Origin of the sequence: Variovorax sp. SG517, assembly GCF_013376045.1 — a bacterium.
GTDB lineage: Bacteria > Pseudomonadota > Gammaproteobacteria > Burkholderiales > Burkholderiaceae_C > Variovorax.
Map to the genome: position 1 here is coordinate 271190 of NZ_JABMJG010000009.1, position 22920 is coordinate 294109.

General features: G+C 68.7%; 19 protein-coding genes. 8 read left to right on the top strand and 11 right to left on the bottom strand.

Annotation, left to right across the window (positions count from 1 at the left end):
- Nucleotides 1-14: 14 nt before the first annotated feature.
- Both FHT32_RS26300 and FHT32_RS26305 read right to left on the bottom strand, forming a co-directional pair.
- A complete protein-coding gene (locus FHT32_RS26300; protein WP_176667522.1) occupies nt 15-1574 on the bottom strand; it encodes a sodium:proton antiporter in 1560 nt (519 codons plus the stop codon).
- A gap of 208 nt (nt 1575-1782) precedes the next feature.
- Complete coding sequence (locus FHT32_RS26305; RefSeq protein ID WP_176667523.1) at nt 1783-2775, bottom strand: helix-turn-helix domain-containing protein; 993 nt, start codon at nt 2773-2775, stop codon at nt 1783-1785.
- Nucleotides 2776-2981: 206 nt separating this feature from the next.
- On the opposite strand from FHT32_RS26305, the gene FHT32_RS26310 reads away from it, so the two are divergent.
- Nucleotides 2982-3737, top strand: a complete 756-nt coding sequence (locus tag FHT32_RS26310; RefSeq protein ID WP_371132255.1) for an aldolase — start codon at nt 2982-2984, stop codon at nt 3735-3737.
- The gene (locus FHT32_RS26315) at nt 3734-5035 is read left to right on the top strand and encodes an MFS transporter (protein ID WP_176667525.1); all 1302 of its coding nucleotides are present in this window, start codon (nt 3734-3736) and stop codon (nt 5033-5035) included. The genes FHT32_RS26310 and FHT32_RS26315 overlap by 4 nt, the downstream gene beginning before the upstream one ends.
- A 21-nt stretch (nt 5036-5056) precedes the next feature.
- Here the strand turns inward: FHT32_RS26315 and FHT32_RS26320 are convergent, their stop codons facing one another.
- The 7 genes from FHT32_RS26320 to FHT32_RS26350 form a co-directional block, all read right to left on the bottom strand.
- Nucleotides 5057-6724, bottom strand: a complete 1668-nt coding sequence (locus tag FHT32_RS26320) for a hypothetical protein (protein WP_256099162.1) — start codon at nt 6722-6724, stop codon at nt 5057-5059.
- 97 nt (nt 6725-6821) lie between these two features.
- On the bottom strand, nt 6822-8480 hold the full coding sequence (locus FHT32_RS26325) for an ABC transporter ATP-binding protein (protein WP_176667527.1): 1659 nt from the start codon (nt 8478-8480) through the stop codon (nt 6822-6824).
- A complete protein-coding gene (locus tag FHT32_RS26330) occupies nt 8477-9295 on the bottom strand; it encodes an ABC transporter permease (RefSeq protein ID WP_176667528.1) in 819 nt (272 codons plus the stop codon). The genes FHT32_RS26325 and FHT32_RS26330 overlap by 4 nt, the downstream gene beginning before the upstream one ends.
- Complete coding sequence (locus FHT32_RS26335) at nt 9292-10236, bottom strand: ABC transporter permease (protein WP_176667529.1); 945 nt, start codon at nt 10234-10236, stop codon at nt 9292-9294. The genes FHT32_RS26330 and FHT32_RS26335 overlap by 4 nt, the downstream gene beginning before the upstream one ends.
- 17 nt (nt 10237-10253) lie before the next feature.
- On the bottom strand, nt 10254-11876 hold the full coding sequence (locus FHT32_RS26340; protein WP_176667530.1) for an ABC transporter substrate-binding protein: 1623 nt from the start codon (nt 11874-11876) through the stop codon (nt 10254-10256).
- A gap of 57 nt (nt 11877-11933) precedes the next feature.
- Complete coding sequence (locus FHT32_RS26345; protein ID WP_176667531.1) at nt 11934-13031, bottom strand: C45 family peptidase; 1098 nt, start codon at nt 13029-13031, stop codon at nt 11934-11936.
- A gap of 19 nt (nt 13032-13050) precedes the next feature.
- Nucleotides 13051-14406 (bottom strand): aspartate aminotransferase family protein, encoded by a 1356-nt coding sequence (locus FHT32_RS26350; RefSeq protein WP_176667532.1) that lies wholly within the window; start codon nt 14404-14406, stop codon nt 13051-13053.
- Between the two features lie 173 nt (nt 14407-14579).
- On the opposite strand from FHT32_RS26350, the gene FHT32_RS26355 reads away from it, so the two are divergent.
- Nucleotides 14580-15518, top strand: coding sequence for a GntR family transcriptional regulator (locus FHT32_RS26355; protein WP_176667533.1), 939 nt, complete (start codon nt 14580-14582; stop codon nt 15516-15518).
- A 19-nt stretch (nt 15519-15537) separates the two neighbouring features.
- Here the strand turns inward: FHT32_RS26355 and FHT32_RS26360 are convergent, their stop codons facing one another.
- Nucleotides 15538-15921, bottom strand: coding sequence for a response regulator (locus FHT32_RS26360; RefSeq protein WP_176667534.1), 384 nt, complete (start codon nt 15919-15921; stop codon nt 15538-15540).
- A 275-nt stretch (nt 15922-16196) separates the two neighbouring features.
- Between FHT32_RS26360 and FHT32_RS26365 the strand changes: the two genes are divergently transcribed.
- The 4 genes from FHT32_RS26365 to FHT32_RS26380 all read left to right on the top strand — a co-directional run bounded on the left by FHT32_RS26365 (nt 16197) and on the right by FHT32_RS26380 (nt 19842).
- The gene (locus FHT32_RS26365) at nt 16197-16982 is read left to right on the top strand and encodes an acetoacetate decarboxylase family protein (protein ID WP_176667535.1); all 786 of its coding nucleotides are present in this window, start codon (nt 16197-16199) and stop codon (nt 16980-16982) included.
- 28 nt (nt 16983-17010) lie between these two features.
- On the top strand, nt 17011-17838 hold the full coding sequence (locus FHT32_RS26370) for an AraC family transcriptional regulator (RefSeq protein ID WP_176667536.1): 828 nt from the start codon (nt 17011-17013) through the stop codon (nt 17836-17838).
- Nucleotides 17839-17851: 13 nt separating this feature from the next.
- A complete protein-coding gene (gene dusA, locus FHT32_RS26375) occupies nt 17852-18877 on the top strand; it encodes a tRNA dihydrouridine(20/20a) synthase DusA (RefSeq protein ID WP_256099163.1) in 1026 nt (341 codons plus the stop codon).
- Nucleotides 18878-19056: 179 nt separating this feature from the next.
- Nucleotides 19057-19842 (top strand): IclR family transcriptional regulator, encoded by a 786-nt coding sequence (locus FHT32_RS26380; RefSeq protein ID WP_176667538.1) that lies wholly within the window; start codon nt 19057-19059, stop codon nt 19840-19842.
- A gap of 133 nt (nt 19843-19975) precedes the next feature.
- On the opposite strand, the gene FHT32_RS26385 is transcribed toward FHT32_RS26380, so the two are convergent.
- Complete coding sequence (locus FHT32_RS26385; RefSeq protein ID WP_176667539.1) at nt 19976-20617, bottom strand: GntR family transcriptional regulator; 642 nt, start codon at nt 20615-20617, stop codon at nt 19976-19978.
- Nucleotides 20618-20749: 132 nt separating this feature from the next.
- Here FHT32_RS26385 and scpA point away from each other — a divergent pair, with 132 nt between their 5' ends.
- Nucleotides 20750-22912, top strand: coding sequence for a methylmalonyl-CoA mutase (gene scpA, locus FHT32_RS26390; protein WP_176667540.1), 2163 nt, complete (start codon nt 20750-20752; stop codon nt 22910-22912).
- Nucleotides 22913-22920: the final 8 nt, after the last annotated feature.

Sequence of the window (22920 nt, forward strand, 5' to 3'; positions counted from 1 at the left end):
GAGGAAGCCGGGCCTCAGACGCTCTGCAGCCGCACGTCGTTCGCCGGAATGGCGTTGAGCTCGGCCCAGTCCATCTCTTCCTCCAGCTGGTGATAGGTGTCGTCCTCGATCTCGCCCGTCTGGCGCAGCGAGTCGAGCGCCTGCCGCTGCGCGCGAATGGCCACGGCGCGCAGCTGGTCGTGCGCGGTCTTGGCCTGCGGATGGCGCTCGTCCTGCGCCAGGGCGCGCGCGGCGCGGTATTCGTCGCGCACGGCATCGGCCTCGCGTCCGTCCTCGGCTTCGATGGCCGTGAGCGCCGCATCCATCATCGCGGTGCGGGCGAGCGAGATCTCCCTGTCCTGCGAATCGTCGGGCTCGATCTTCAGCACCCTGATCAGCGGTCCGATGGTGAAGCCCTGGATCACCAGCGTGCCAAGCACCACCGCGAACGCGCTCAGCACGATGAGATCGCGCCCCGGAAACTCCGCCGGCAGCGCGAAGGCGGTGGCCAGCGTCACCAGCCCGCGCATGCTCGACCAGCCGACCAGCAGGTTGATGCGCCTGGAGGGCAGCGGCACCTTGCGCCCCTGCACGATCAGGCGCAGCTTGTACTTGCGCATCGCGGCGCCGTAGATCAGCAACCACGCTACCCGCACCCCGATGACCAGCGCCAGCACGAGGGCGGCGAACTCCAGCGCATGCGTCAGCTGCGGCCCCGACAGCCGCGTGAGGATGCCGCGCGCCTGCAGCCCCATGAGGAAGAAGGCCAGCACGTTGAGCGTGAACACCACCGCGCCCCACACCGCATAGGAGTGCACGCGGTCGCGCGGCGCATGGCGCCTCGGTGCGTACTGGCCCAGCGTCATGCCGAAGGCCACCACCGAGATGATGGGCGACAGGTGCAGCCGCTCGGCCACGATCCAGGCGCCGAAAGTCATCACGAACTGGAAGATGATGGCCGAGCGCGTGCCCGCGAAGAGCGGTGCGCCGAAATGCAGATTGAGCTTGGCGAAGGCGAAGCCCACCAGCGCACCGCCCGGCACCGCCACCAGCAGCATCGGCAGCGAGCTCGTCATCGGCACGTGCGCGGCCCCCGCCGCCGACACCGCCACGCCGAACACCAGCAGCGCCACGGCGTCGTTGAGCAGGCTCTCGCCGTTGATGATCGACAGCGTGCGCCGAGGAATGCGGAACTGCTGCATCACCGCCGCCGCGGCCACCGCGTCGGGCGGCGCGACGATGGCGCCGAGCGTGATCGCCGCGGCCAGCGGCAGCCCCGCGAAAGCCCAGCCGGCCCACGCCACCACGGCCGTGGTCAGCAGCACCGCCACCAGCACCAGCGAGACCAGCGACATCCAGTTGCGCCGCAGTTCGCGCGGCGAGGTGTCGAAGGCCGAGTCGAGCAGTGCAGGCGCGATGAAAAGCGCGAGCGCCAGGTGCGGGTCGAGGCTCACGTGCGGCACCCAGGGCATCGCGCCCAGGCAAACGCCGGCCAGCGCCAGCATCGAGGGGTAGGGCAGCGCGAGACGCCGCGACAGCTGCAGCAGCAGGCAGGCGGCGATCAGCATGACGAGTACGTTCTCGAAGACGTCCATCGGGCCTCTGTCTTGGTGTTGTTTGCCCCGAATACTAAGAGGTCACCGGAAGACGGGCTCCTGCAGGCCGGCAAAAGACGATGGGCCCGCTGCGAGCCCCCTCGTCGCCAGTGTGTTCTTCACCAGCTTGGTCTTGCACGACGAGCGTGGGCGCGTCGAACTTCTTCGGGTCCTCATCGAAGTTGGTCTCCGAGAAGGACTTGATCCCTCAGTCCGGCGACCTGCGAAAGCCCCCCGGAGGCACGCCGAACCGGTCCCTGAAGCAGCGGCTGAAGTGGCTCGCGTCGCCGAAGCCGTTGCGATAGGCGATCTGGGCCACGCTCAGATGATCGAGCCGCCGGTTCTGCAGTTCGTCCTTCGCGCGCTCAAGCCGGCGCATCCGCAGGTACGCGCCGTACTGCGTGCGATGCGTCTCGAAGAGCCGATGCGTAAGCCGCCGCGAGATGCCGAGCTCCCGCGAGACCGCGTCGACCGACAGTTCCGGGTCGCCCAGATGCGCCTCGATGAAAGCCACCAGCCGCTGCCAGCGGTCGCGCTCGCGGCGTTTGCCGTCGGCCGTGTCCTGGTCGGCCGACTCGTCCAGCGACTCGCAATAGGCCGCGGCCAGCAGTGCGACGAAGGACTGCTCGGAAAAATAGGCGAGCGCCGGCGCAACGTGCGCCGCTCCCGGGAACACATGCCCCATGTGCGAGCGCGCGGCTTCTGCCAGCCGCGAATCCGCCTGAGCGATCGATGGCACGAAGCGCTCGTGCAGGTCGGCGTAGATGCCGAAGAAGCGCTCGGACGGCACCCGCAGCACCACCAGCTTGCCGGGCGCGGTCAGCGTACAGGCGGATGGAAGCCGCGTGGTCCTGAACGTGATGTCGCCCTTGCGAAACGGCATGCGGCGTCCGCCTTGCTCGATGGCGCCTTCGCCTTCGACGGCGATCATCGCGAGCACGTCGCCAGCGCCTGCGGCACACGGCAGGGCGGTGTCGTGGCGCACCGCCAGCGGCGTCGACGAGAAGCTGATCGCCAGGCCCCCGCCCACCAGGCGGCAGGCTTCGAGGCTCATGCGCGGATTGCTGTCCCGCACGCTGAGCTGGCCGGGATAGACCAGCGAATCGAGCGCGTTCGAGTAGCCCTGCACGTCGCCCGGATAGAACGGCCGGAAACGGGGCGCGAAGCTCAGGTCGGAGGCTGCTGTCGTGTCGTGGTGCATGGGTGGGGCTCCTGCCGACGGTCCGCATGCTTCGTGCCAGGCGGGGGCGGCGGCAGCAGCAGTCTAGGCAGCGATCCGTTGCGCGGGGGCTAAGACTTTCCACTAGTTGGCGCACTGGATCAATGCGCGTGCACCCAGGCGCAAGAGCGAACGGCGGGCTGCTTCTTACATTGACAGCACCCCTACGAACGCACAGGAGCCACAGCGTGAGCGATCCCAGCCCAGCAAGACACGACACCCCCGCACCGTCCCTCGACGGCCTCAGCTACGGCGACTGGAGCGAGGCCGAGAAGCTCGCGCTGAGCTGCCGCATCCTCGCCAGGGAGGGCCATTCCGAAACTCTGGCCGGACAGGTCACCGTGCGGCAGCCGGACGGCACCTTCCTGACCACGCCGCTGGCGCATGCCTTCGGCGAGATCCGTGCTGAGTCGGTCATGCGCATCGACGATTCGCTGCGCGTGCTCGAAGGCCGCGGCGTGCCCAACCCGGCGGTGCGTTTCCACCTTTGGGTCTACAAGCGCAGGCCGGACGTGAACTGCGTGATCCACACGCATCCGCCGTACGTGTCGGCACTGTCGATGACCGGCGAGCCGCTGCAGATCGCCCACATGGACGCCACCCCGTTCTTCGACGACTGCGCCTTCCTGGCCGAGTGGCCCGGCTTGCCGATCGCGGACGTCGAGGGCGAGATCATCTCGGCCGCGCTCGGCACCAAGCGCTGCGTGCTGCTCGCCAACCACGGCTTCCTGGCTGCCACGGCGAGCATCGAGGAATCGCTCTACATGTCGGTGCTCATCGAGCGCGCCGCGCGCAACCAGCTGATCGCGCAGTCGGCCTATGGCCGGCTCAAGCCGGTGGACCCGGTACTGGCGAAGGAGTCGCACGACTTCCTGCTGCAGCGGAGCATCGTCAACGCCAGCTTCGCGATGTTCGCGCGGCAGATCACCGGGGAGCGGCCATGAACAGCATCGCACCTCCCTTGCAAGGCGCCGCCGGCAGGAAGCACCAGAGCGTGTGGAAGATCGGCACCGCCACCATGGTCGGCACGGCCATCGAGGCTTTCGACTTCCTGGCCTATGGCACCGCCGCGGCGCTGGTGTTCAACAAGCTCTTCTTCCCCAACTTCGACGCCACCGTCGGCACGCTCGCGGCCTTCGGCACCTTCGCGAGCGGCATGCTCGCTCGGCCGCTGGGCGGCATCATTTTTGGGCACTACGGAGACAGGCTGGGCCGCAAGTCGATGCTCACGCTGAGCCTGCTGCTGATGGGCATCTGCACGGTGCTGATCGGCCTGCTGCCGACCTACGAGTCCATCGGTCTTTGGGCCGCGGTGCTGCTGGTGCTGCTTCGCATCGGGCAGGGCCTGTCGTTCGGCGGCGAACTCGGCGGCGCGATGCTGATGGCGGTGGAGCACGCTCCGCCCCGATGGCGCTCGCTGGTCGGCAGCATGCCGCAGATGGGCGCGCCGATCGGCGTGCTGCTGTCGTCCGGCGCCTTCGCACTGGTCACGCAATTGCCCGAGTCCAGCTTCCTGAGTTGGGGCTGGCGGCTGCCCTTCCTCGCGAGCGCGGTGCTGATCGTGCTGGGTGTGTTCATCCGCATGAAGGTAGACGAGTCGCCGGAGTTCATGCAGGTCAAGGTCCATCGCAAGACGGCGGTGCTGCCGGCGCGCGAGGTCGTGTCCGCGCACATGAAGCCGCTGCTGCTGACCATCGGCGGCAAGCTGGCCGAGGTGACGCTGATCTACACGGTGCTGGTGTTCTCGATCTCGTACGCCACCAGCCGCCTCGGCTTCTCGCGCTCCGACGCGCTGCATGCGCTCATCGCGGGCTCTGCGGCGATGGTCTTCACCATTCCGGCGGCCGGCTGGCTTGCCGACAAGGTGGGCGCACGGCGCCTGTACGTGTTCGGCGGCCTCCTGTTGGCGCTGATGGCGGTGCCGCTCTTCCAGGCCATCGGCAGCGGATCGCTCACGGCCTACACGGTGGCGATGGCGCTGGCGCTGTCGCTCAACTACCCGTTGATGTTCGCACCGCAGTCCAATCTCTACGCGGCGCAGTTTCCGGCGGAGTTGCGCTACTCGGGCATTTCCATCGGCATCCAGTTCGCCGCTGCCATCGGAGGCGGGCTGGCGCCGATCATCGCTGCCACGCTGATCGCCAGGTATTCGAGCATCGTGCCGGTGGGCGTCTACGTGGCCGTGCTCGGTGTGGTGGCGGCGGTCTCGGCCTGGCTGATGCGGCCGACGATGAACGAGTGAGCGCTCTTGGCGCGGGCACTCTCAGGAGTGCCCGTCCACCCGCATCTGGAACAGGAAGTAAGGCGGTATGCAGGCGCCTTGCCCCTCGGGCCGGCCCTCGGCCTGCGCGCAGATGTAGTCGTCGCGGCAGGCCTGCTGCGCCGAGCAAGTGCGCAGGTTGCCGGGGCGCGTGTGCTTCGCCAGGCATTCGCCGAAGGGCTTCTTCGCGGCCAGGCAGCTGTTGAAGTCGCTGAGGATCGCGATGCCGCCGCAGGAGCCGTTCGGGTCCTTGGGGTCGCAGGGGCCGGAGCACATGCCGCCCGGAAAGCCGACCGAGGTCTTCTCGCAGACCGATGCCGGGCCTTCGCAGGAGATTCGCGGCAGCTTCTCGGCGCGGTCGAGCCATGCGTTGGCCGATTGCGTGATGCGCGTGGGCTCGCAGCGTGCGCCGACCGTCGCGCGTTCGGCCGGGCCATCCGTTTCCATCGGCTCGGCCAAGGGGCGGAACGGATCGGGCCGCGGCGTGGAGAGCGCGGCCCGCACATAGCCTTCGCGACGCGCCAGTTCGTCCTGCACGTGCGGCGAGTGCGGCACCGCGAGCGCGTTGCCGGTGGTGAAGGTCCGCGAGGCGCCGCGACGGTCGACGCCGAGCAGGTGGAAGCCCGCCACCGCGCGGCTCTGGTGGCAGCCCATGCAGCTCAGGTCGTCGAGGCGGCGCAGCACCGCCTGCGGCGACTGCAGCGTGCGGCTGCCGGGCACGGCCTTCCATTCGCCGGCCGGGTAGATCTGCTCGAAGGGCCGGTTCGCAAGGCGCTCCAGCCCGCGCGGCGCGACCGAGATGGCCTCGGTCGCGAGGAACCTGTCGGGAATCTGCAGCGTGGCCTCGTCCAGCGCGCGCAGGTTGGCGGGCTGATGCAGCCATAGCTGCAGTTCCTTGCGCAGCGGGGCGCTGGCCTTGAGCTTCGCGACATCGGGCGTGTTCTCCAGCGGCGCGACATCGAAGCGCCTGGCGCCCGCGTTCCAGCGGAAGGCGCGCAGCATGTATTCGGCATGGCCGCCCAGGTCAGGCCGCACCGCCGAGGGCCAGCGCACGCTCTGCAGGTTGGTCGTGACCTGCGCGATGCGCGCGTGCGCCAGCCGCTTCGACGCCAGCGGACCGTCGGCCGAAGTGAGCCAGCGGCCCAGTGCCTCGTCGCCCATCGCGGCCTGCGGCGGCTGCCAGCGCTTCGCGGCCGTAGCGCAACTGCCGTCGGCATCGGGCGCATCGCCGCGCAGTTCGACGTTGACCGTCATCGGCAGGCGCGACTGCATCGCGGCCGTGCGGTAGGCCAGCCGGTACACCAGCCGCGTCTCGCCGCAGGCGCCGTTCTGGAAGGGCCGCCGGTCCATGCGGTTGGCGACGCCGACAAGCTCGAAGAAGGCGTCGGGGCTCGCGAGCCAGCGTGCATCGAACAGCCGATGCGGATAGCGCGAGATACCCACGCCCGCCTGCTTGTCGCGCCGCTGGATGCCGGCGAGGCTCGCGCCCAGCGGCTCGGTAATCGAGCGCCACGCAGGGGTGCGCATCAGCGCATCGTTGGTGGTGACGCCATCGGCGGACGGCGCCGATTCGCCGTTCATCCAGCGCGCGAAGCCGGCGCCGGATTTCTCTGCCGCCTGCAGCGCGGCGGGCGAAGTGACGAGCAGCACCGGTTCCACCGCTTGCGCCATGGGCGCGGCGCAAGCGAGCGTCAGTGCGAGGAGGGCGGTGGGAAGGCGATGTCGGATGCGCGGCACGCGGCCCATTGTGCCGTCGTGCCGTTCGCGTTCACGCGACGGCCCGTTCCGCCTGGGGTACCGCCAGCGCCGCGTCGATCGTCATCAGGGGCCGTGGCGTGGCCGCGAGCAGCGCCTGCGTGTAGGCATGGCGCGGATCGTCGAACACCGCGTCGCGCGCGCCTTGCTCGACGATGCGACCGCGCTCCATCACGATCACGCGGTCGGCGATCTGCTCCACCGCCGCGAGGTCGTGGCTGATGAACAGGCATGCGAAGCCGTGGTGCTTCTGCAGGCTCTGAAACAGCTTGAGCACCTGCGCCTGGATCGTCATGTCGAGCGCCGACACCGGCTCGTCGGCCACCACGAAGGCGGGGCGCCGCACCAGCGCGCGGGCGATCGCCACGCGCTGACGCTGGCCGCCCGAGAGCTCGTGCGGGTAGCGCGCGCCGAGTCCGTCCAGGCCGACCTCGTCCAGCGTTTCGTTCATGCGCCGCGTGCGCGCCGCCGCGTCGAGTTCGGGCAGGTGGCGCAGCGGCTCGGCCACGATGTCATGCACGCGCATGCGCGGATCGAGCGAGGAGAACGGATCCTGGAACACGAGCTGGCAGGCCAGCCTGAAGCGGTGCAGCGCCGCGCGGCTGGCGCTGCGGATGTCCTCACCGCGGAACAGGATCTGCCCCGCCTGCGAAGGCGCGAGCCGCAGGATGGCGCGGCCCAGCGTGGTCTTGCCCGAGCCGCTGCCGCCCACCAGCGCGACCATCTCGCCCGGGTGGATGTCGAGGTCGAGCGAGTCGATCACGCGAACGGGTGCGTGGCGCTTGAAGAAACCGGCGCGCGCGCCCGCGTAGCTCACGCACAGGCCGCGCACCTGCACCAGCGGCTGTTGCGTTTCCGCCGGCGCCGGCTTGGCCGCCTGGCGCCTCGGCAGCGCGTCGACCAGCTTGCGGGTGTAGGGCTGCTTCGGCGACAGCAGGATGCCGGGCACCTCGCCGGTCTCGACCAGCCGGCCCTTCTCCAGCACGATCGCGCGCTGCGCATAGCGCCCCACGAGGCCGAGGTTGTGAGTGATGAGCAGCACCGCAGTGCCGTTGTCGCGCGCCAGGCCCACCATCAGGTCGAGCACCTCGCGCTGGCTCAGCGTGTCCAGCGCGGTGGTCGGCTCGTCGGCGATCAGCAGGCGCGGCTTCAGCAGCATCACGCTGGCCAGCATGATGCGCTGGCGCATGCCGCCGGAGAACTCGTGCGGGTAGGCGTGCATGCAGCGCTCCGGGTCGGCGATCTGCACGCGGCGCAGCATGTCGACGATGCGCGCGCGGATCTCCGCGGCCGGCAGCTGCGTGTGCATGCGCAGTCCTTCGGCCATCTGCTCGCCGATGCGGTGCACTGGGTTGAGCGAGACCATCGGCTCCTGGAACACCATGCCGATGCCCGGCCCGCGGATGGGGCGCATGGCCTTCGCGTCGCGCGTGCTCAGGTCTTCGCCGTCGAACACGATGCGCCCGCCCGTCTGCGAGATGCCCGGCGGCAGCAGCTGCAGGATGGCACGCGCGGCCATCGTCTTGCCGCTACCCGATTCGCCCACCACCGCGAGGAACTCGCCCGCCTTCACCTCGAACGACAGGTCGTGCACCAGCGGCTGGGCGCCGTTGCGCAGTTCGATCTTCAGGTGCTCCACCGACAGCACGGTGGGGTTCGATGCGGTGTTCATGCCTTCTCCGTCCGCGGATCGAGCCGATCGCGCAGCGATTCGCCCAGCAGGTTGATGCCCAGCAGCGTGAGCGCGATGCACAGCCCCGGCACCACGCACAGCCATACGGCCGAGGCCATGTACGGCCGCGCGCTCGCGAGCATGTTGCCCCAGGTGGGCGCGGGCGGCGGCACGCCCAGGCCGAGGAAGCTCAGTGCGCTCTCCGACAGCAGCACCCAGCCGAACATGCTGGTGGCCAGCACCGCCACCGGCGCCATGCAGTTGGGCAGCACGTGGCGCCACATGGTGTAGAGCTCGCCGTTGCCGATCATGCGCGAGGCCTCCACGTACTCTCGCTCGCGCAGCGACAGCACCGTGCCGCGCACCACGCGCACCACCGAAGGCGCATAGGCCATGCTCAGCGCCAGCACGATGCCCCACTTGTTGGCGCCGACGATCACCATCACGCCCAGCGCCAGCAGCAGCCCCGGAAAAGCCAGCAGCGTGTCGTTGAAAGCCATCAGCACGCGGTCGGTCCAGCCGCGCACGAAGCCCGCGACCACGCCGATCACCAGTCCCATCGCGGTGGCCAGCGTCACCGTGAGCAGCGCCACCAGGCAGCTGGTGGCGGCGCCCTGCATCGCGCGGCTGGCCACGTCGCGGCCGAACTCGTCGGTGCCCAGCCAGTGCGCCATCGAAGGTGGCTGCAGCTTGGAGCGCAGGTCGATGCCCAGCGGGTTGTAGGGCGTCCACAGCGCGGCGGCCACGGCAACGGCCAGCAGCACCGCGACCAGCGCGCCGCCGATGAGGGTATGGGTCTTGAACTTCGTCTTCACTGCACAGTCACCCGCGGATCGAAGAGGGGGTAGCACATGTCGACGATCAGGTTGATCACGACGTAGATGCAGGCGGTGAACAGCATGCAGCCCTGCAGCACCGGGTAGTCGCGCGCGAAGATCGAGTCGATCATCAGCCGCCCCAGGCCGGGCAGGGTGAACACCGTCTCCAGAACCGCGATGCCGCTGAGCAGGTGCCCGAGGATCAGCCCGATCATGGTGAGCGTCGGGTTGAAGGCGTTGGGCAGCACGTGGCGGCGCAACACCTGCGATTCGGGCACGCCCTTGGCGCGCGCATGCGTCACGTATTCGAGCCGCAGGATCTCGATCGTGCTGGCGCGCGACATGCGCGTGAGCACGCCGGTCTCCACCAGCAGCAGCGTCACGATCGGAAGAATCACGTAGAGCACGCCCTGCGAGAAGTTCTCCGACATCGGCACGTAGCCCACCACCGGCAGCCAGCCCAGGTACTGGCCGAAGAACATCAGCAGCAGCAGGCCCAGCCAGAAGCTCGGCACCGAGAGCATCAGCGTCGCGGCGCCGATGATGGCGAGGTCGGTGGGCTTGTCCTTGCGCCAGGCGGCGACGAGGCCGGCGGGCACGGCGATCAGCGAGGCCAGCGCCACCGCGACGAGCACGATGACCGCGCTGACCTGGAAGCGCTCCCAGATCAGCGGCAGCACCGGCAGGCCGTTGGTGGTCGATACGCCCAGGTCGCCGGACAGCGCGTGCTTCAGCCACACGAGGTACTGCACGGGCAGGGGCTGGTCCAGCCCCATCTGGTGGCGCATGAGCGCCAGCTGCGCGGGGTCGGCGCCTTCGCCCAGCATGAGCAGCACCGGGTCGCCCGGAATCAGCCGCATCAGGGTGAACACCGCGATGGAAACCAGCAGCAGGGTCGGGATCGTCATCGCGATCCGGCGCAGGAGATAGGCGGGCATTGCTCGCGCGGCTCCGTTCAGCCGGCGGCGGCCAGCCGCACGTTCCAGAACCTCGGCTTGGCCGGCGCCCAGCCCTTGAAGCCGAGCACGTTCTTGCGCATGGCGGTGGCGTCGCTGGCGTTGAAGAGCACGATCATCGGCACGTCCTGCAGCATCTGCCTGTGCATCTCGTCGAACAGCACCTGGCGGCGCGCCTTGTCGCGCGTGACCATCGACTCGGCCAGCCGCGGCTGGGCGTAGGCGCTGTCCCAGACCTTGCGCGGCTGCGCGGCCTTGTCGCCCGACACCATCTCGAAATTGAGCGAGGGATCGATGCGCGCCGAGTAGATGAAGGCCATGCTCTGGTACTGGCCCTTGGTGTAGCGGTCGAGCTGCGTGGCCCAGTCGAGCACCTCCAGCTCGATGTTGATGCCCGCCTCGGAGGCCATGGCCTGCACCAGCACCGCGGCCGAGTACAGGGCCTCGTAGCGCTTGTTGGCGATCATGCGGATCGGCTGGTTGCGGTAGCCGGCCTCGGCCAGCAGCTTCTTCGCGGCGGCGATGTCGCGCTTGAAGCCGCCGGCCTGCACCGCGTCGTAGTAGGGGCTGGAAGAAGGCACCACCGAGTTGTTGACCGGCGAGAGGCCCTCGGTGACGGAACGTGCGATCTCGGGCGTGTCAAGCGACAGCGCCAGCGCGCGGCGGATGCGCACGTCCTTGAGCACCGGGTCGCTGGTCTGCAGCAGCAGCGCGACCATCGACATCACCGGCGTGGTGTCGACCAGCACGTCGGAGCGCTTGCGCATCTCGACCACGTCGGCCGGACTGGGGTTGACGAATGCGTCGATGCCGCCGCTGTAGAGCGCGGCCTTGGCTGCGGCGGAATCGGGAATGACGACGAAGCGCAGGGTCTCGATCTCGGCCTTCTTGCCGCCGGCCAGTCCGTCGCGCGGCTCGGCGCGCGAGGTGTAGCCGTCGAAGCGCGTGAGCTCCACGTACTGGCCGCGCTTCCACTCCTTGAGCTTGTAGGGGCCCGTGCCCACGGGCTCCTTCCACTGGCCGTCGGGACCGACCGAGCTGCGGTGCAGGATGGCGGCGCCGCCGCAGTCGGGCCGGGCCATCATGGTGAGGAAGAGCGCGCTCGCGCGCTCCAGCTTGAACACCACCGTCTTCGGGTTGGGCGCCTCCACCGAGAGCACCTTGGTCATGCCCTTGCCGTCGAACTCGGGCAGGCAGCGCCAGCCGCCGGCGGGCTTGAGATAGCGCTGCCAGTTCCAGACCACGTCGTCGGCCGTGAGCGTGGCGCCGTTCTGGAACTTCACGCCCTCGCGCAGCGTGAAGGTGTAGGTCAGGCCGTCGGCCGAGGTGTCGACCTTGCTCGCCAGCATCGGGCCCACCGAGGTGTCCTCGCGCAGCGCGACCAGCCCCTCTGCCACGTGGAGCAGCACGTTGTCGGTGTTGTCGTCGCGGTTGCCGCCGGGGTCGGTGCTGCGGATGTCGGAATTGATCTGGATGCGCAGCGTCTGGCCCGCGCCCACCACCGGCTGGGCGAGCGCGGGCACAGCGGCTGCCAGGCCGAGCGCCAGGGCGGCGACCAGCGAGGCTGGCGATGCTGTCGATGCGGAGGGTGGGCGGGACGGAGGAACGGGGACTTTCTTCATGGCAACACTCCTGGCGTGGGCGGTCTCGGCGGCGTTAGGACGTTCTGGCGTTCGGGTTCAGAGCGAATATTCGGTGAAGCGATGGGCCCTGAAGGGCGCCGGGGCGATGCGCATCTTCCGTGCCGCCGGGTCCATGACGATCGTCGCCACCGTGGCCGACGAGGCGCCGCCAGGCCCCGCACTCGGGCTGCGGCATACGGCGCGCGGCGCGCCGAAGCGGTCCTGCAGCGCGTCGAGCACGTCCTGTTCGCCAAGAAGGCCTGCCGCGCGCCGGTTGTGCAGCGCCTCGGTCACGCGGCGGTCGCGGTAGAGCGAGTCGGGCGTGGTCTCCAGGCTGCGGTCCACCACGCGCGCGAGCGCGGCCGGCGTCTTGAAGTGGTTGGCATGCACCAGGATGCCGCCCTCGGGCTGCTGCCAGAACACCTGCTCGGGGCAGGTCTCCAGGCTCACGGCCTCGCCCTCGGCGTGCGTGACGATCATGTTGTTGGAGATGGAGCGCGCAGTGCGGCACACCACGCCAAGCGCGTTGGCGTACAGCTCCGACTGCAGGATGCCGCGGCGGATCAGCGCCAGCGGCACGCCCTGCTGCCTGCCGTCGCTGTCGGCCTTGATGAAGTTGCCGGTGACGGCGATGCCCGCGCTGTTGAGGCCGGCGCGCGCCAGCGTGCCCGCCTCGGCGAAGGTCAGCATCGACGGGCCCTTGGCGGGCTGGATGCGCAGCACGATGCCCAGCTCCAGGCTCTCCACGCGCCAGTCCCAGTTCTGCGCATGGATGAGCCGGCCCTCGCGCGAGGCCGAAGGCATCACCACCACGCCGGTGCAGCCGTCGGGCGGCTCGGTGGCTTCGAGCTGCTGGAAGGCGTAGAGCATCTCGCTGCGCGCGTTCAGCGCCACTATGTCTTCCGGCGGCACGCCGGCACCTTCGGCAACGCCCTCGATCTCGCGCAGCATGCCGGCGTCGAAGGCCTCGATCACCGGCATGAAGCGGCGTGCGAGCGCGCGGGTGCGGTCCCAGCTCAGGCCCACGCGCTCGAAGGCTGCGCGGTAGGTGCGCAGGCTCAGGTCGATGCGGTCGCCGGCGGCGCGGCCGTACTGCTGGCCGCACTGGCGGGCGTCGCCTTCGATGTCGTAGAGGGGAAACGATTCGATGTCCATCTGGTGCTTTCGTGTGTGTTCAGGCTGCGGCGTCGGTGGGACGGGCGGTTTGCGCGATGGCGGCGCGCAGGCTGTCGACGATCTGGTCGACGTGCCGGCGCTCCAGCGTGAAGGGCGGCGACAGCGCGATGGTGTCGCCCACCGAGCGCACCAGCACGCCGCCCTGATCCACGCAATGCTGGGCCACCGCCTGCGCGTGGGTGCCCGCGCCCTCGACCCAGGGCTGCAGTTCGATGCCGGCCAGCAGGCCGACGTTGCGCACGTCGATCACGCCCGGCAGACCGCGCAGGGCGTGCAGGCATTCCTCGAAGTAGGGCGCGGTGGCCGCCGCCTGTGCGATCAGGCCGTCCTGCGTGTAGGCGTCGAGCGTGGCCATCGCCGCGGCGCAGGCCAGCGGATGGCCCGAGTAGGTGTAGCCGTGCGAAAGCTCGATGCCGCTCACGCTGCCTTGCATGAAGGCGTCGTGCACTTCGTCGCGCAGCAGTACCGCGCCCATGGGCACCGCGCCGTTGGTCAGGCCCTTGGCGGTGGTGATGAGGTCGGGCGTCACGCCGAACAGATCGGCCGCGAAGTTGGTGCCCAGGCGGCCGAAGCCGGTGATGACCTCGTCGAAGATCAGCAGGATGCCGTGCTTGTCGCAGATCTCGCGCAGGCGCTTGAGGTAGCCGCGCGGCGGCGGCAGCACGCCGGTGGAGCCGGCCACCGGCTCGACGATCACGGCCGCGACGGTCGATGCGTCATGCAGCGCGATCAGGGCCTCCAGCGCGTCGGCCTTCTCGATGCCGTGCGCCGGCTCGCCGCGCGAGAAGGCGTTGCGCGCCAGGTCGAGCGTGTGCGGCAGGTGGTCCACGCCGTTGAGCAGCGGCCCGAAGGTGCTGCGCTGGCGGCCGATGCCGCCCACCGAGATGCCGCCGAAGCCCACGCCGTGATAGGCGCGCTCGCGGCCGATAAGCCGGTAGCGGCCCGCGTCGCCCCTCGCGCGGTGGTAGGCCAGCGCGATCTTCAGCGCCGTGTCGACCGACTCGGAGCCCGAGTTGGTGAAGAACACGTGGTTCATGCCGGCCGGCGCCATCTCGGCCAGGCGCTGCGCGAGCACGAAGGCGCCCGGGTGGCCGATCTGGAAGTTCGAGGCGTAGTCGAGCACGTCGATCTGCGCCTTCATCGCGGCGCTGATGCGCGGGTGGCGGTGCCCGGCGTTCACGCACCACAGGCCCGCGATCGCGTCGAGCACGCGGCGGCCGTCGGCCAGGTCGTAATGAAGGCCTTCGCCGCCGACGATGAGGCGCGGCGATTGCTTGAACTTGCGGTTGGGGGTGAAGGGCATCCAGAACGCGTCGAGCGACGCGGGGGAGGCGAGGGTGTCGGCAAGGGCCACGAGATAGTTCTCCGTTGGGAAAGCGACCCGGCTCCTGGGTCGTCGTGGGGCCGATCTTGAAACTCGAATTGTATTTTTGGCGCGGGATATACATGGTTTTTTCAGGGCAAAAATACAAAAGCCGGGCGATGATCGGCGCCTGAATTTCCACCCCGCGATTCCGGAGACCCTGGATGGCATCCCAGACGGACGACCGACCCACCGCATCGCCCACGACCGCCGCTCCGCTCGTCCAGCGCGTGAGCCGCTATGTGCTCGACCAGGCGCTGGCCGGCGGCTACGAGAGCGGGCATCACCTCACCGAATCCGAACTCGCCGGCCGGCTGGGCATCTCCCGCACCCCGGTGCGCGCGGCGCTGCGCTTCCTGCATGAACGGGCGCTGCTGGCGCACACGCCGAACCGCGGCTACACCCTGCTCGCCGATCGCAACGCATTGGCGCGGGCCCGGCGCGAGATGCCCGAGGACGAGGAAAAGACACTCTATTACCGCCTGCTGCGCGACCGTCTCTCCGGCAAGCTGCCCACGCGAGTCAACGAACTGGAACTGGCGCAGGCCTATGCCGTGCCCCGGCCGCTGTTGCGCACCGTGCTCACCACGCTGCTACAAGACGGCGTGCTGCGCGGTCGCCACTACCAGCGCTGGGAATTCACCGAGACGCTGGATTCGGTCGAGAGCGAGCGCGAGAGCTACCGGTTTCGCCTGACCGTCGAATGCGCCGGGCTGCGCGAGCCGGGCTTCCGGGTTGACCTGCAGCGGCTGCGCGCCTGCCGCGAGCGCCAGCAGGGGCTGCTCGCGCAGGCGTCGCGTTATTCATGGATGGATTTCTTCGAGGCCAACGCGCAGTTCCACGAACTGCTGGCCAGCGCTTCGGGCAACCGCTTCTTTCTCGATGCGGTGCAGCAGCAGAACCGGCTGCGGCGCATGTCCGACCTCTCGGACTACCCGCTGGTGAACATCGACCTCCTGCACAAGTCCTGCCATGAGCACCTCGCGATCCTCGATGCGGTTGAACTCGGCGATCTCGAAACCGCCGCCGAGCACATGCGCCAGCATCTGAGCCGTGCCAGCGACCTGGTCGAACAGCGTGTGACGGGCGTGTTGGGGGATTGACTGGCCGGGGCTGCGGTGCTCAGCGCCGCGGCGAGATGTTCAGCTTCTTGCAGAAGTCGTAGAAGGCCTCGAGCTCCAGCGACTTGTCGAACACCGCATCCACGCCCGCCGAGAGCGCACCCTCGCGCACTTCGGAAGTCGCGTGGTTCATCAGCACCACGGTGCGTTGTGCGGGCGACTTGTGTTCCTGCAGGTATTGCGCCACGGTGAGACCGTTGCCCTCGGCCAGGAAGATGTCGATGACCGCCGCGTCCCATTCCTGCGGGTTCTGCCTGAGCCAGTCGATGGCGCTGCCCGAGGTGGCGGCGGTGCCGATCACGTCGCAGTCGGCGAATTCCTGCAGGCCGTCGGTCAATGTGGTGGCGATCAGGGGGTTGTCTTCTATCAGGTAGATACGGGTCATTGTTCGCAGTCGGTGCTTCTCGTTCTGTTCTGTCTTTGCTCTCTTGCCGGCTTGTCTCGGGCCGACCGGGGCATTGTCCCTGCCGGCGCGGCGTGTCGAGTCGGACAACGCCTTCATCTGCCGTAGAACCCTGCGCGGGAGAAGAAAAAGAAAGGGAAGGAACGGAAAGTGCTGCGGGACGAGGGATCGGGATCACTGGCGTACAAGACGTGGTGGCGCGCACGGCCATATCGTGCGGCGGTCTTCAACAACGGCCTCGCCCGCAGCGCATCGTCATGCCGCAATCTTTTACGCCTCCTTTCACATCCTCCGGCCGCAGCGCGCTGGTGCAGGCTCCGCCCTGGCACTACGCGGGCTGGCTCGTCAACATCGCCTTCGACTTCGATGCCGCGTGCGGCGCCGCGCTGGTGCCGGCCGAACTGGGAACGGCCACCGGCAAGGGCTGCGTCCATTTCGCGGACTGGCAGTACTGCGGCGACGACGGTCGCGAGCTGCTAGACCCGGTGTATGCGCAGTACCGCGAGACCATCGTGGTGCTCGAGTTCGCGCCGAAGGACGGTGCAGGCGATGCGCGCTTCTTCCATTGCCCGCTGATCTACGTCGACCAGGACATCTCGCTGCTGCGCGGCTGGCTGCAGGGCTGGCCCAAGAAGATCGGGCAGACCTGGCTCACGCGCAGCATGCCGCTGATCCATCCGGCGGCGGCGCCGCTTGCCGCGGGAAGCCGTCTCGGCGCAAGCCTCAGCGTGAAGGAGCGGCGCCTGGTGGATGCCTCGGTCACGCTGTCGGGCGAGAAGGCGGGGCGGCTGGGTTTTCTTTCCGCGCCGACCGTGGGCGCCATCGGCTGGCCCGACCTGACGCAGCCGGGCATCGCGGCGCGGCCGCGCTACTTGCGCGCCGACATCATCGACCGCGTCGAGCCGGGCTGGACCGCTGGCAGCGCGACATTGAAATTCCACGAGCATCCGGTCGAGGAACTGGCATCGCTCGGCCCGGTGGAGGCCACGGGCGCGAGCGCCGGCTGGATGGGCCTCACCGTGCGCGGTGCCATCGCGGCGTGACGCCGCCGGCCGCGCTACCCTTTGCGGGATGAGCCGCAACCTGCCCGCAAGCCCACCCGCCTCGCACGTGATCGGCCTGCCGATGGAAGGCGGCACGCAGATCGAGGCCATGTTCGCAGCCGATCCCAAGGCACGCTTCGAGCTGCACTGGCACGCGGAGTGGAGCGTGGGCGCTATCCTGGAAGGCCGCTGCGAGTTCACCTGCGCCGGAGAGCGGCAGGTGGCGCAGGCCGGCGACATCGTGCTGATGGCGCCCTTCATGCTGCATACGGCCGGCGTCAGCGCGCAGGGCTTTCGGATGGTGATGCTCTACGTGCCGCACGCCTGGGCGAGCGGGCGCCTGGGGTGGCCGCCCGGCCTGCGAGGCACGCTGGGGCAGGGCGTGTGGCGCGACGCGGACATGGCCGAGGCGCTGGCATCCGCCGCGCAGGCGGAAGACGGCGCGCAGGTCGGCCGCTTGCTGGAAGAGATTCTTCGCGCGCAGGCCGATGGCGAACTCGTGCCGGTCGAGCGCCACATGGGCGACGCGCGCGTGGAGGCTGTCTGCGAGGCGCTGGCGACGGAGGATGCCTGCCAGATCGATCCGGCCGGGCTGGCGCGGCGGCTGGGGGTGTCGCGGGAGCACTTCCATCGCCTTTTCCGCGTGGCCGTGGGCATGACGCCGGCCCACTATGCGCGGCTCGCGCGCATCGGGCGGGCCAAGGCGCTGCTGCGCGACGGCCACGCGGCGGCGGAGGTGGCGGCGCAGTGCGGTTTCGTCGACCAGGCGCACTTCTCGCGCTGGTTCCGCCGCTGCTTCGGCGTGACGCCGGGCAACTACATGGCCGGCCGGGAGCGCATGGAAAGGGCCGCGTGAGAAACTAGCGGGCTTGCCGGCCCGGCGTCGGGGCTGGCGATCACAGCCACAGGAATCCCGCGTTTTGGAAGAGAAGGTCGTCTCCGTTGCACCCATGATGGACTGGACTGACAGGTTTTGTCGGTACTTTCATCGCCTGCTGTCGCGTCGTGCGCTGCTCTATACCGAGATGGTCACGACCGGCGCGCTGATGCATGGCGACGTGCCGCGCCACCTGCGCTTCAACGCCGAGGAGCACCCTGTCGCGCTGCAACTCGGCGGCAGCGAGCCGGCCGACCTGGCGCATTGCGCGAAGCTCGGCGAGGAATGGGGCTACGACGAGATCAACCTGAACTGCGGCTGCCCCAGCGAGCGGGTGCAGCGCGGTGCCTTCGGCGCCTGCCTCATGAACGAGCCGCAGCTGGTGGCCGATTGCGTGAAGGCGATGGTCGACGTGGTCGGCATCCCGGTGACGGTCAAGCACCGCATCGGCATCGACAAGATCGAGAGCTACGAGTTCGTGCGCGACTTCGTCGGCAAGGTGAGCGAGGCCGGCTGCAACACTTTCATCGTGCATGCGCGCAACGCCTGGCTGCAGGGCCTGAGCCCGAAGCAGAACCGCGAGATCCCGCCGCTGCGCTATGAACTCGTGCACCGGCTGAAGCACGAGTTTCCCGACCTGCACATCGCCATCAACGGCGGCATCACCGTCAACGCGCAGGTGCACGAGCATCTGCGGCTGCTCGACGGCGTGATGGTGGGGCGCGAGGCGTACCACAACCCCTGGTGGCTCGCCGAATGGGACGCCGAGTTCTTCGGCGCTGGCGAGCAGACGCTGACGCGCGAAGAGGTCGAGTCGCTCATGTGCGACTACATGGCTCGCGAGGCGGCCGAGCACGGCACGCACTGGTGGCCGATCGCGCGCCACATGCTGGGCCTGCGCAACGGCCTGCCGGGAGCGCGCCGCTGGCGGCAGGTCTGGAGCGACCACCGGCTCAAGACCCTGCCGGCGCACGAAGTCATGGCGCTGGCTCGCGAGCCAGCCGTCCAGGCTGCCTGAACCTTTTTCCTCTTTTCGCGCGACTTCCTGCTTTTTCACGGGCCGACGCCGACCGGGCGCGGCTCCGTCGGCGCTCGCCTGAAACACTGTTCCGAAATTGCTACTTCACGATTAGTGGCGCGTCAACCGTTTTTTGCTGAAGAATGAGGAGCATCAGGGACATAAAAAGGTTTGGATACATGAGTGACGCGATTGGCGGCAAAGAAGAAGTAAGTGCACTCGCCAGAGGGCTCGCCCTCCTCAGAGTCATCGGAATGGCATCGGCTCCCATAGGCAATCGCGAACTGGCAGACACCACCGGCATCCCCAAGGCCACGGTATCGAGGCTCACCGCCACGCTGGTGAGTGCGGGGTATTTACGACAGTCCCAGGACAGCGAGCGCTTCAGCCTCGGTCCGGCGCTGCTGGACATGAGCAGCCGCTACCTGCGCCATTTCGACCTTCGGACCGTGGCGCGGCCGCACCTGGCGGCGCTGTCCGAGGCGGCTGGCGTGAGCGTGCACCTGGGCGTGCGCGACGAACTCGACATGCTCGTCATCGATTCGCTGCGGCCCCGCTCGGTGGTCATCAGCTCGCGCATCGAGGTGGGCACGCGCATGACCATCGCCACCTCGGCCGCAGGGCGTGCCTACCTCGCGGCGCTGCCCGAGGTGGAGCAGTCCGAACTGCTGGCGCAGATCCGGGCCGAGAGCGGAGAAAGCTGGGGCGCCATCGAGCCGGGCCTGATCTCGAGCCTGGACGAGTACGACGCGCTGGGCTACTGCGGCTCCTTCGGCGAATGGAACCCGCACATCCACGCCATCGGCTTCGCCCTGGAAGGCCCGCGCGGCGAGCGCTATTCGGTGAGCTGCGGCGGCCCCGCCTACCTGCTGCCCAAGGAAGCCATGGTGGGGCGCATAGCTCCGCTGCTCCTCGAAACCGCCCAGCGCCTGGCCAACGAAACCGGCACCCTCCGCCTGGACTGATTTCCTTCCCGGGGATGCGAAGCGACCCGAGGATTCGCGGGATACCGCGGAACCGGCTTTGCCGGGCCGCAGGTATCGCCCCCGCGAGGGGGTTGGCGAAGCGACACGAAGTGCGCGAAGCCTGGGGGCGGTCTCAGTTCGCGGCTTCCAGCCCGTTCTGGAAGTGCTCGCGCATCCGGGCCATGGCGGCTTCCGCGTCGCGCGCCTCGATGGCTGCCATCACCGAGCGGTGCTCGGCCAGCGATTCGCCGATGCGGCCCGCCTTGAGCAGCGAGTTGTGCCGGTTGAGCTTCATCACCTTGCGCAGGTCGGCCACCATCTGGTCGCGCCACTTGTTGTTGGCGATGGCCAGCAGGCGCATGTGGAAGCGCTCGTTCACGGCGAAGAAATGTTCCCGGTCCTCCGGCGAGGCTGCGGCCTCAAGTTCGGCATGCAGCGCCTTCAGCTCGGCGCGCTGGGCGTCGGTGGCGCGCTCGGCCACCACGCCGGCGGCGTCGCTCTCCAGCAGAGAGAGCAGGTGGTAGACGTCGGCCAAATCCTGCTCCGACACCTCGGTCACGTAGGCGCCGCGGCGCACCTTCATCGTCACCAGGCCTTCCGCGGCCAGCACCTTCAGCGCCTCGCGCAGGGGGGTGCGGCTGATGCCGTATTCCTCGGCCAGCTTGAGTTCGTCGATCCAGCTGCCGGGCTCCAGCTCGCGGCGAAAGATCCGCTGGCGCAGCAGTTCGGCGACCTCTTCGTAGAGGGCGCGGGGGGTGAGGGTGACGGCGGACATGGGCCGGACTGTACTTCAAAAACGGTGTTTGAATTAATAATTATGGATCGGTTAGACTCGCGGCCGGCTTGCAGATCCCTGCAGGCGAATTTGCGAATACCCTGCAAGCAAGACACTGCGAACGGCCCCTTCATGAGCAGCAAACCCGAACCCTCTTTCAAGCAAGCCGATCTCGAAGCCTGGGCCAAGGCCGCAGCCAAGTCCGCACCCGGCGGCGACGTGAGCGCGCTGAACTGGATCACGCCCGACGGCATCACGGTGAAGCCGCTGTACACCGCCGCCGACCTGCAGGGCCTCAAGTACACCGACACGCTGCCGGGCTTCGAGCCCTACCTGCGCGGCCCGCAGGCCACCATGTACGCGGTGCGCCCCTGGACCATCCGCCAATACGCCGGCTTCTCCACCGCAGAGGAATCGAACGCCTTCTACCGCAAGGCGCTGGCCGCCGGCGGGCAGGGCGTGAGCGTGGCCTTCGACCTGGCCACCCACCGCGGCTACGACAGCGACCACCCGCGCGTGACCGGAGACGTCGGCAAGGCCGGCGTGGCGATCGACTCGGTCGAGGACATGAAGATCCTGTTCGACCAGATCCCGCTCGACAAGGTGAGCGTGTCCATGACGATGAACGGCGCCGTGCTGCCGGTGCTCGCGGGCTACGTGGTCGCGGCGGAAGAGCAGGGCGTGGCGCAGGACCAGCTCAGTGGAACCATCCAGAACGACATCCTCAAGGAGTTCATGGTCCGCAACACCTACATCTTCCCGCCCGCACCGAGCATGCGGATCATCGGCGACATCATCGAGTACACGGCGCAGAAGATGCCCAAGTTCAACTCGATCTCGATCAGCGGTTATCACATGCAGGAAGCCGGCGCCAACCAGGCGCTCGAGCTCGCCTTCACGCTGGCCGACGGCAAGGAATACGTGAAGACCGCGCTGGCCAAGGGCCTCGATGTGGACGGCTTCGCCGGCCGCCTGAGCTTCTTCTGGGCCATCGGCATGAACTTCTATCTCGAAGTCGCCAAGATGCGCGCCGCGCGCCTGCTGTGGTGCCGCATCATGAAGGAGTTCGAGCCGAAGAACCCCAAGAGCCTGATGCTGCGCACCCACTGCCAGACCTCCGGCTGGAGCCTCACCGAGCAGGACCCGTACAACAACGTGGTGCGCACCACCATCGAGGCGATGGCAGCGGTGTTCGGCGGCACGCAGAGCCTGCACACCAACGCGCTCGACGAGGCCATCGCGCTGCCCACCGAGTTCAGCGCGCGCATCGCGCGCAACACGCAGCTCATCATCCAGGAAGAGACCCACATCACCAACGTGATCGACCCCTGGGCCGGCAGCTACATGATGGAGAAGCTCACGCAGGACATGGCCGACGCGGCCTGGGCCATCATCGAGGAGGTCGAGGCGATGGGCGGCATGACCAAGGCGGTCGACAGCGGCTGGGCCAAGCTCAAGATCGAGGCCGCCGCCGCCGAGAAGCAGGCGCGCATCGACTCCGGCAAGGACGTGATCGTCGGCGTCAACAAGTACAAGCTGAAGAGCGAAGACGCGATCGACAGCCTCTCGATCGACAACGTGAAGGTGCGCGAGCAGCAGGTCGCGCGCCTGCAGAAGATCCGTGCCTCGCGCGATGGCGCCAAGGTGCAGGCTGCGCTCGACGCGCTCACCGAGGCCGCCGAGAACAACACCGGCAACCTGTTGGCCCTGAGCATCGATGCGGTGCGCCTGCGCGCCACGGTGGGCGAGATCTCCGATGCGCTCGAAAAATCGTTCGGCCGCCACCGCGCCGACACGCAGAAGGTGACCGGCGTGTACGCCGCCGCCTATGACTCCGCCGAGGGCTGGGAAACGCTCAAGACCGAGATCAACGCCTTCGCCGAAGAGCAGGGCCGCCGCCCGCGCGTGATGATCTCCAAGCTCGGCCAGGACGGCCATGACCGCGGCGCCAAGGTCGTCGCCACGGCCTTCGCCGACCTGGGCTTCGACGTGGACATGGGCCCGCTCTTCCAGACGCCCGAGGAATGCGCGCGCCAGGCCATCGAGAACGACGTGCACGCCGTCGGCGTCAGCACCCTCGCGGCCGGCCACAAGACCCTTGTGCCGGCCATCATCGACGAGCTGCGCAAGCAGGGCGCGGACGACATCATCGTGTTCGTCGGCGGCGTCATTCCGCGGCAGGACTACGAGTTCCTCTACGACGCCGGCGTCAAGGGCATCTACGGACCGGGCACACCCATTCCCGCCAGCGCCAAGGACGTGCTGGAGCAGATTCGCGCGGCGGTCACTGCCTGAGGCGCGCC

What these genes read in the sequence shown, in the direction of transcription:
- FHT32_RS26300 (WP_176667522.1), bottom strand. Translation starts at nt 1,574, where the DNA reads ATGGACGTCTTCGAGAACGTACTCGTCATGCTGATCGCCGCCTGCCTG.
- FHT32_RS26305 (WP_176667523.1), bottom strand. Translation starts at nt 2,775, where the DNA reads ATGCACCACGACACGACAGCAGCCTCCGACCTGAGCTTCGCGCCCCGT.
- FHT32_RS26315 (WP_176667525.1), top strand. Translation starts at nt 3,734, where the DNA reads ATGAACAGCATCGCACCTCCCTTGCAAGGCGCCGCCGGCAGGAAGCAC.
- FHT32_RS26320 (WP_256099162.1), bottom strand. Translation starts at nt 6,724, where the DNA reads ATGGCGCAAGCGGTGGAACCGGTGCTGCTCGTCACTTCGCCCGCCGCG.
- FHT32_RS26325 (WP_176667527.1), bottom strand. Translation starts at nt 8,480, where the DNA reads ATGAACACCGCATCGAACCCCACCGTGCTGTCGGTGGAGCACCTGAAG.
- FHT32_RS26335 (WP_176667529.1), bottom strand. Translation starts at nt 10,236, where the DNA reads ATGCCCGCCTATCTCCTGCGCCGGATCGCGATGACGATCCCGACCCTG.
- FHT32_RS26340 (WP_176667530.1), bottom strand. Translation starts at nt 11,876, where the DNA reads ATGAAGAAAGTCCCCGTTCCTCCGTCCCGCCCACCCTCCGCATCGACA.
- FHT32_RS26345 (WP_176667531.1), bottom strand. Translation starts at nt 13,031, where the DNA reads ATGGACATCGAATCGTTTCCCCTCTACGACATCGAAGGCGACGCCCGC.
- FHT32_RS26355 (WP_176667533.1), top strand. Translation starts at nt 14,580, where the DNA reads ATGGCATCCCAGACGGACGACCGACCCACCGCATCGCCCACGACCGCC.
- FHT32_RS26360 (WP_176667534.1), bottom strand. Translation starts at nt 15,921, where the DNA reads ATGACCCGTATCTACCTGATAGAAGACAACCCCCTGATCGCCACCACA.
- FHT32_RS26365 (WP_176667535.1), top strand. Translation starts at nt 16,197, where the DNA reads ATGCCGCAATCTTTTACGCCTCCTTTCACATCCTCCGGCCGCAGCGCG.
- FHT32_RS26370 (WP_176667536.1), top strand. Translation starts at nt 17,011, where the DNA reads ATGAGCCGCAACCTGCCCGCAAGCCCACCCGCCTCGCACGTGATCGGC.
- FHT32_RS26380 (WP_176667538.1), top strand. Translation starts at nt 19,057, where the DNA reads ATGAGTGACGCGATTGGCGGCAAAGAAGAAGTAAGTGCACTCGCCAGA.
- FHT32_RS26385 (WP_176667539.1), bottom strand. Translation starts at nt 20,617, where the DNA reads ATGTCCGCCGTCACCCTCACCCCCCGCGCCCTCTACGAAGAGGTCGCC.
- scpA (WP_176667540.1), top strand. Translation starts at nt 20,750, where the DNA reads ATGAGCAGCAAACCCGAACCCTCTTTCAAGCAAGCCGATCTCGAAGCC.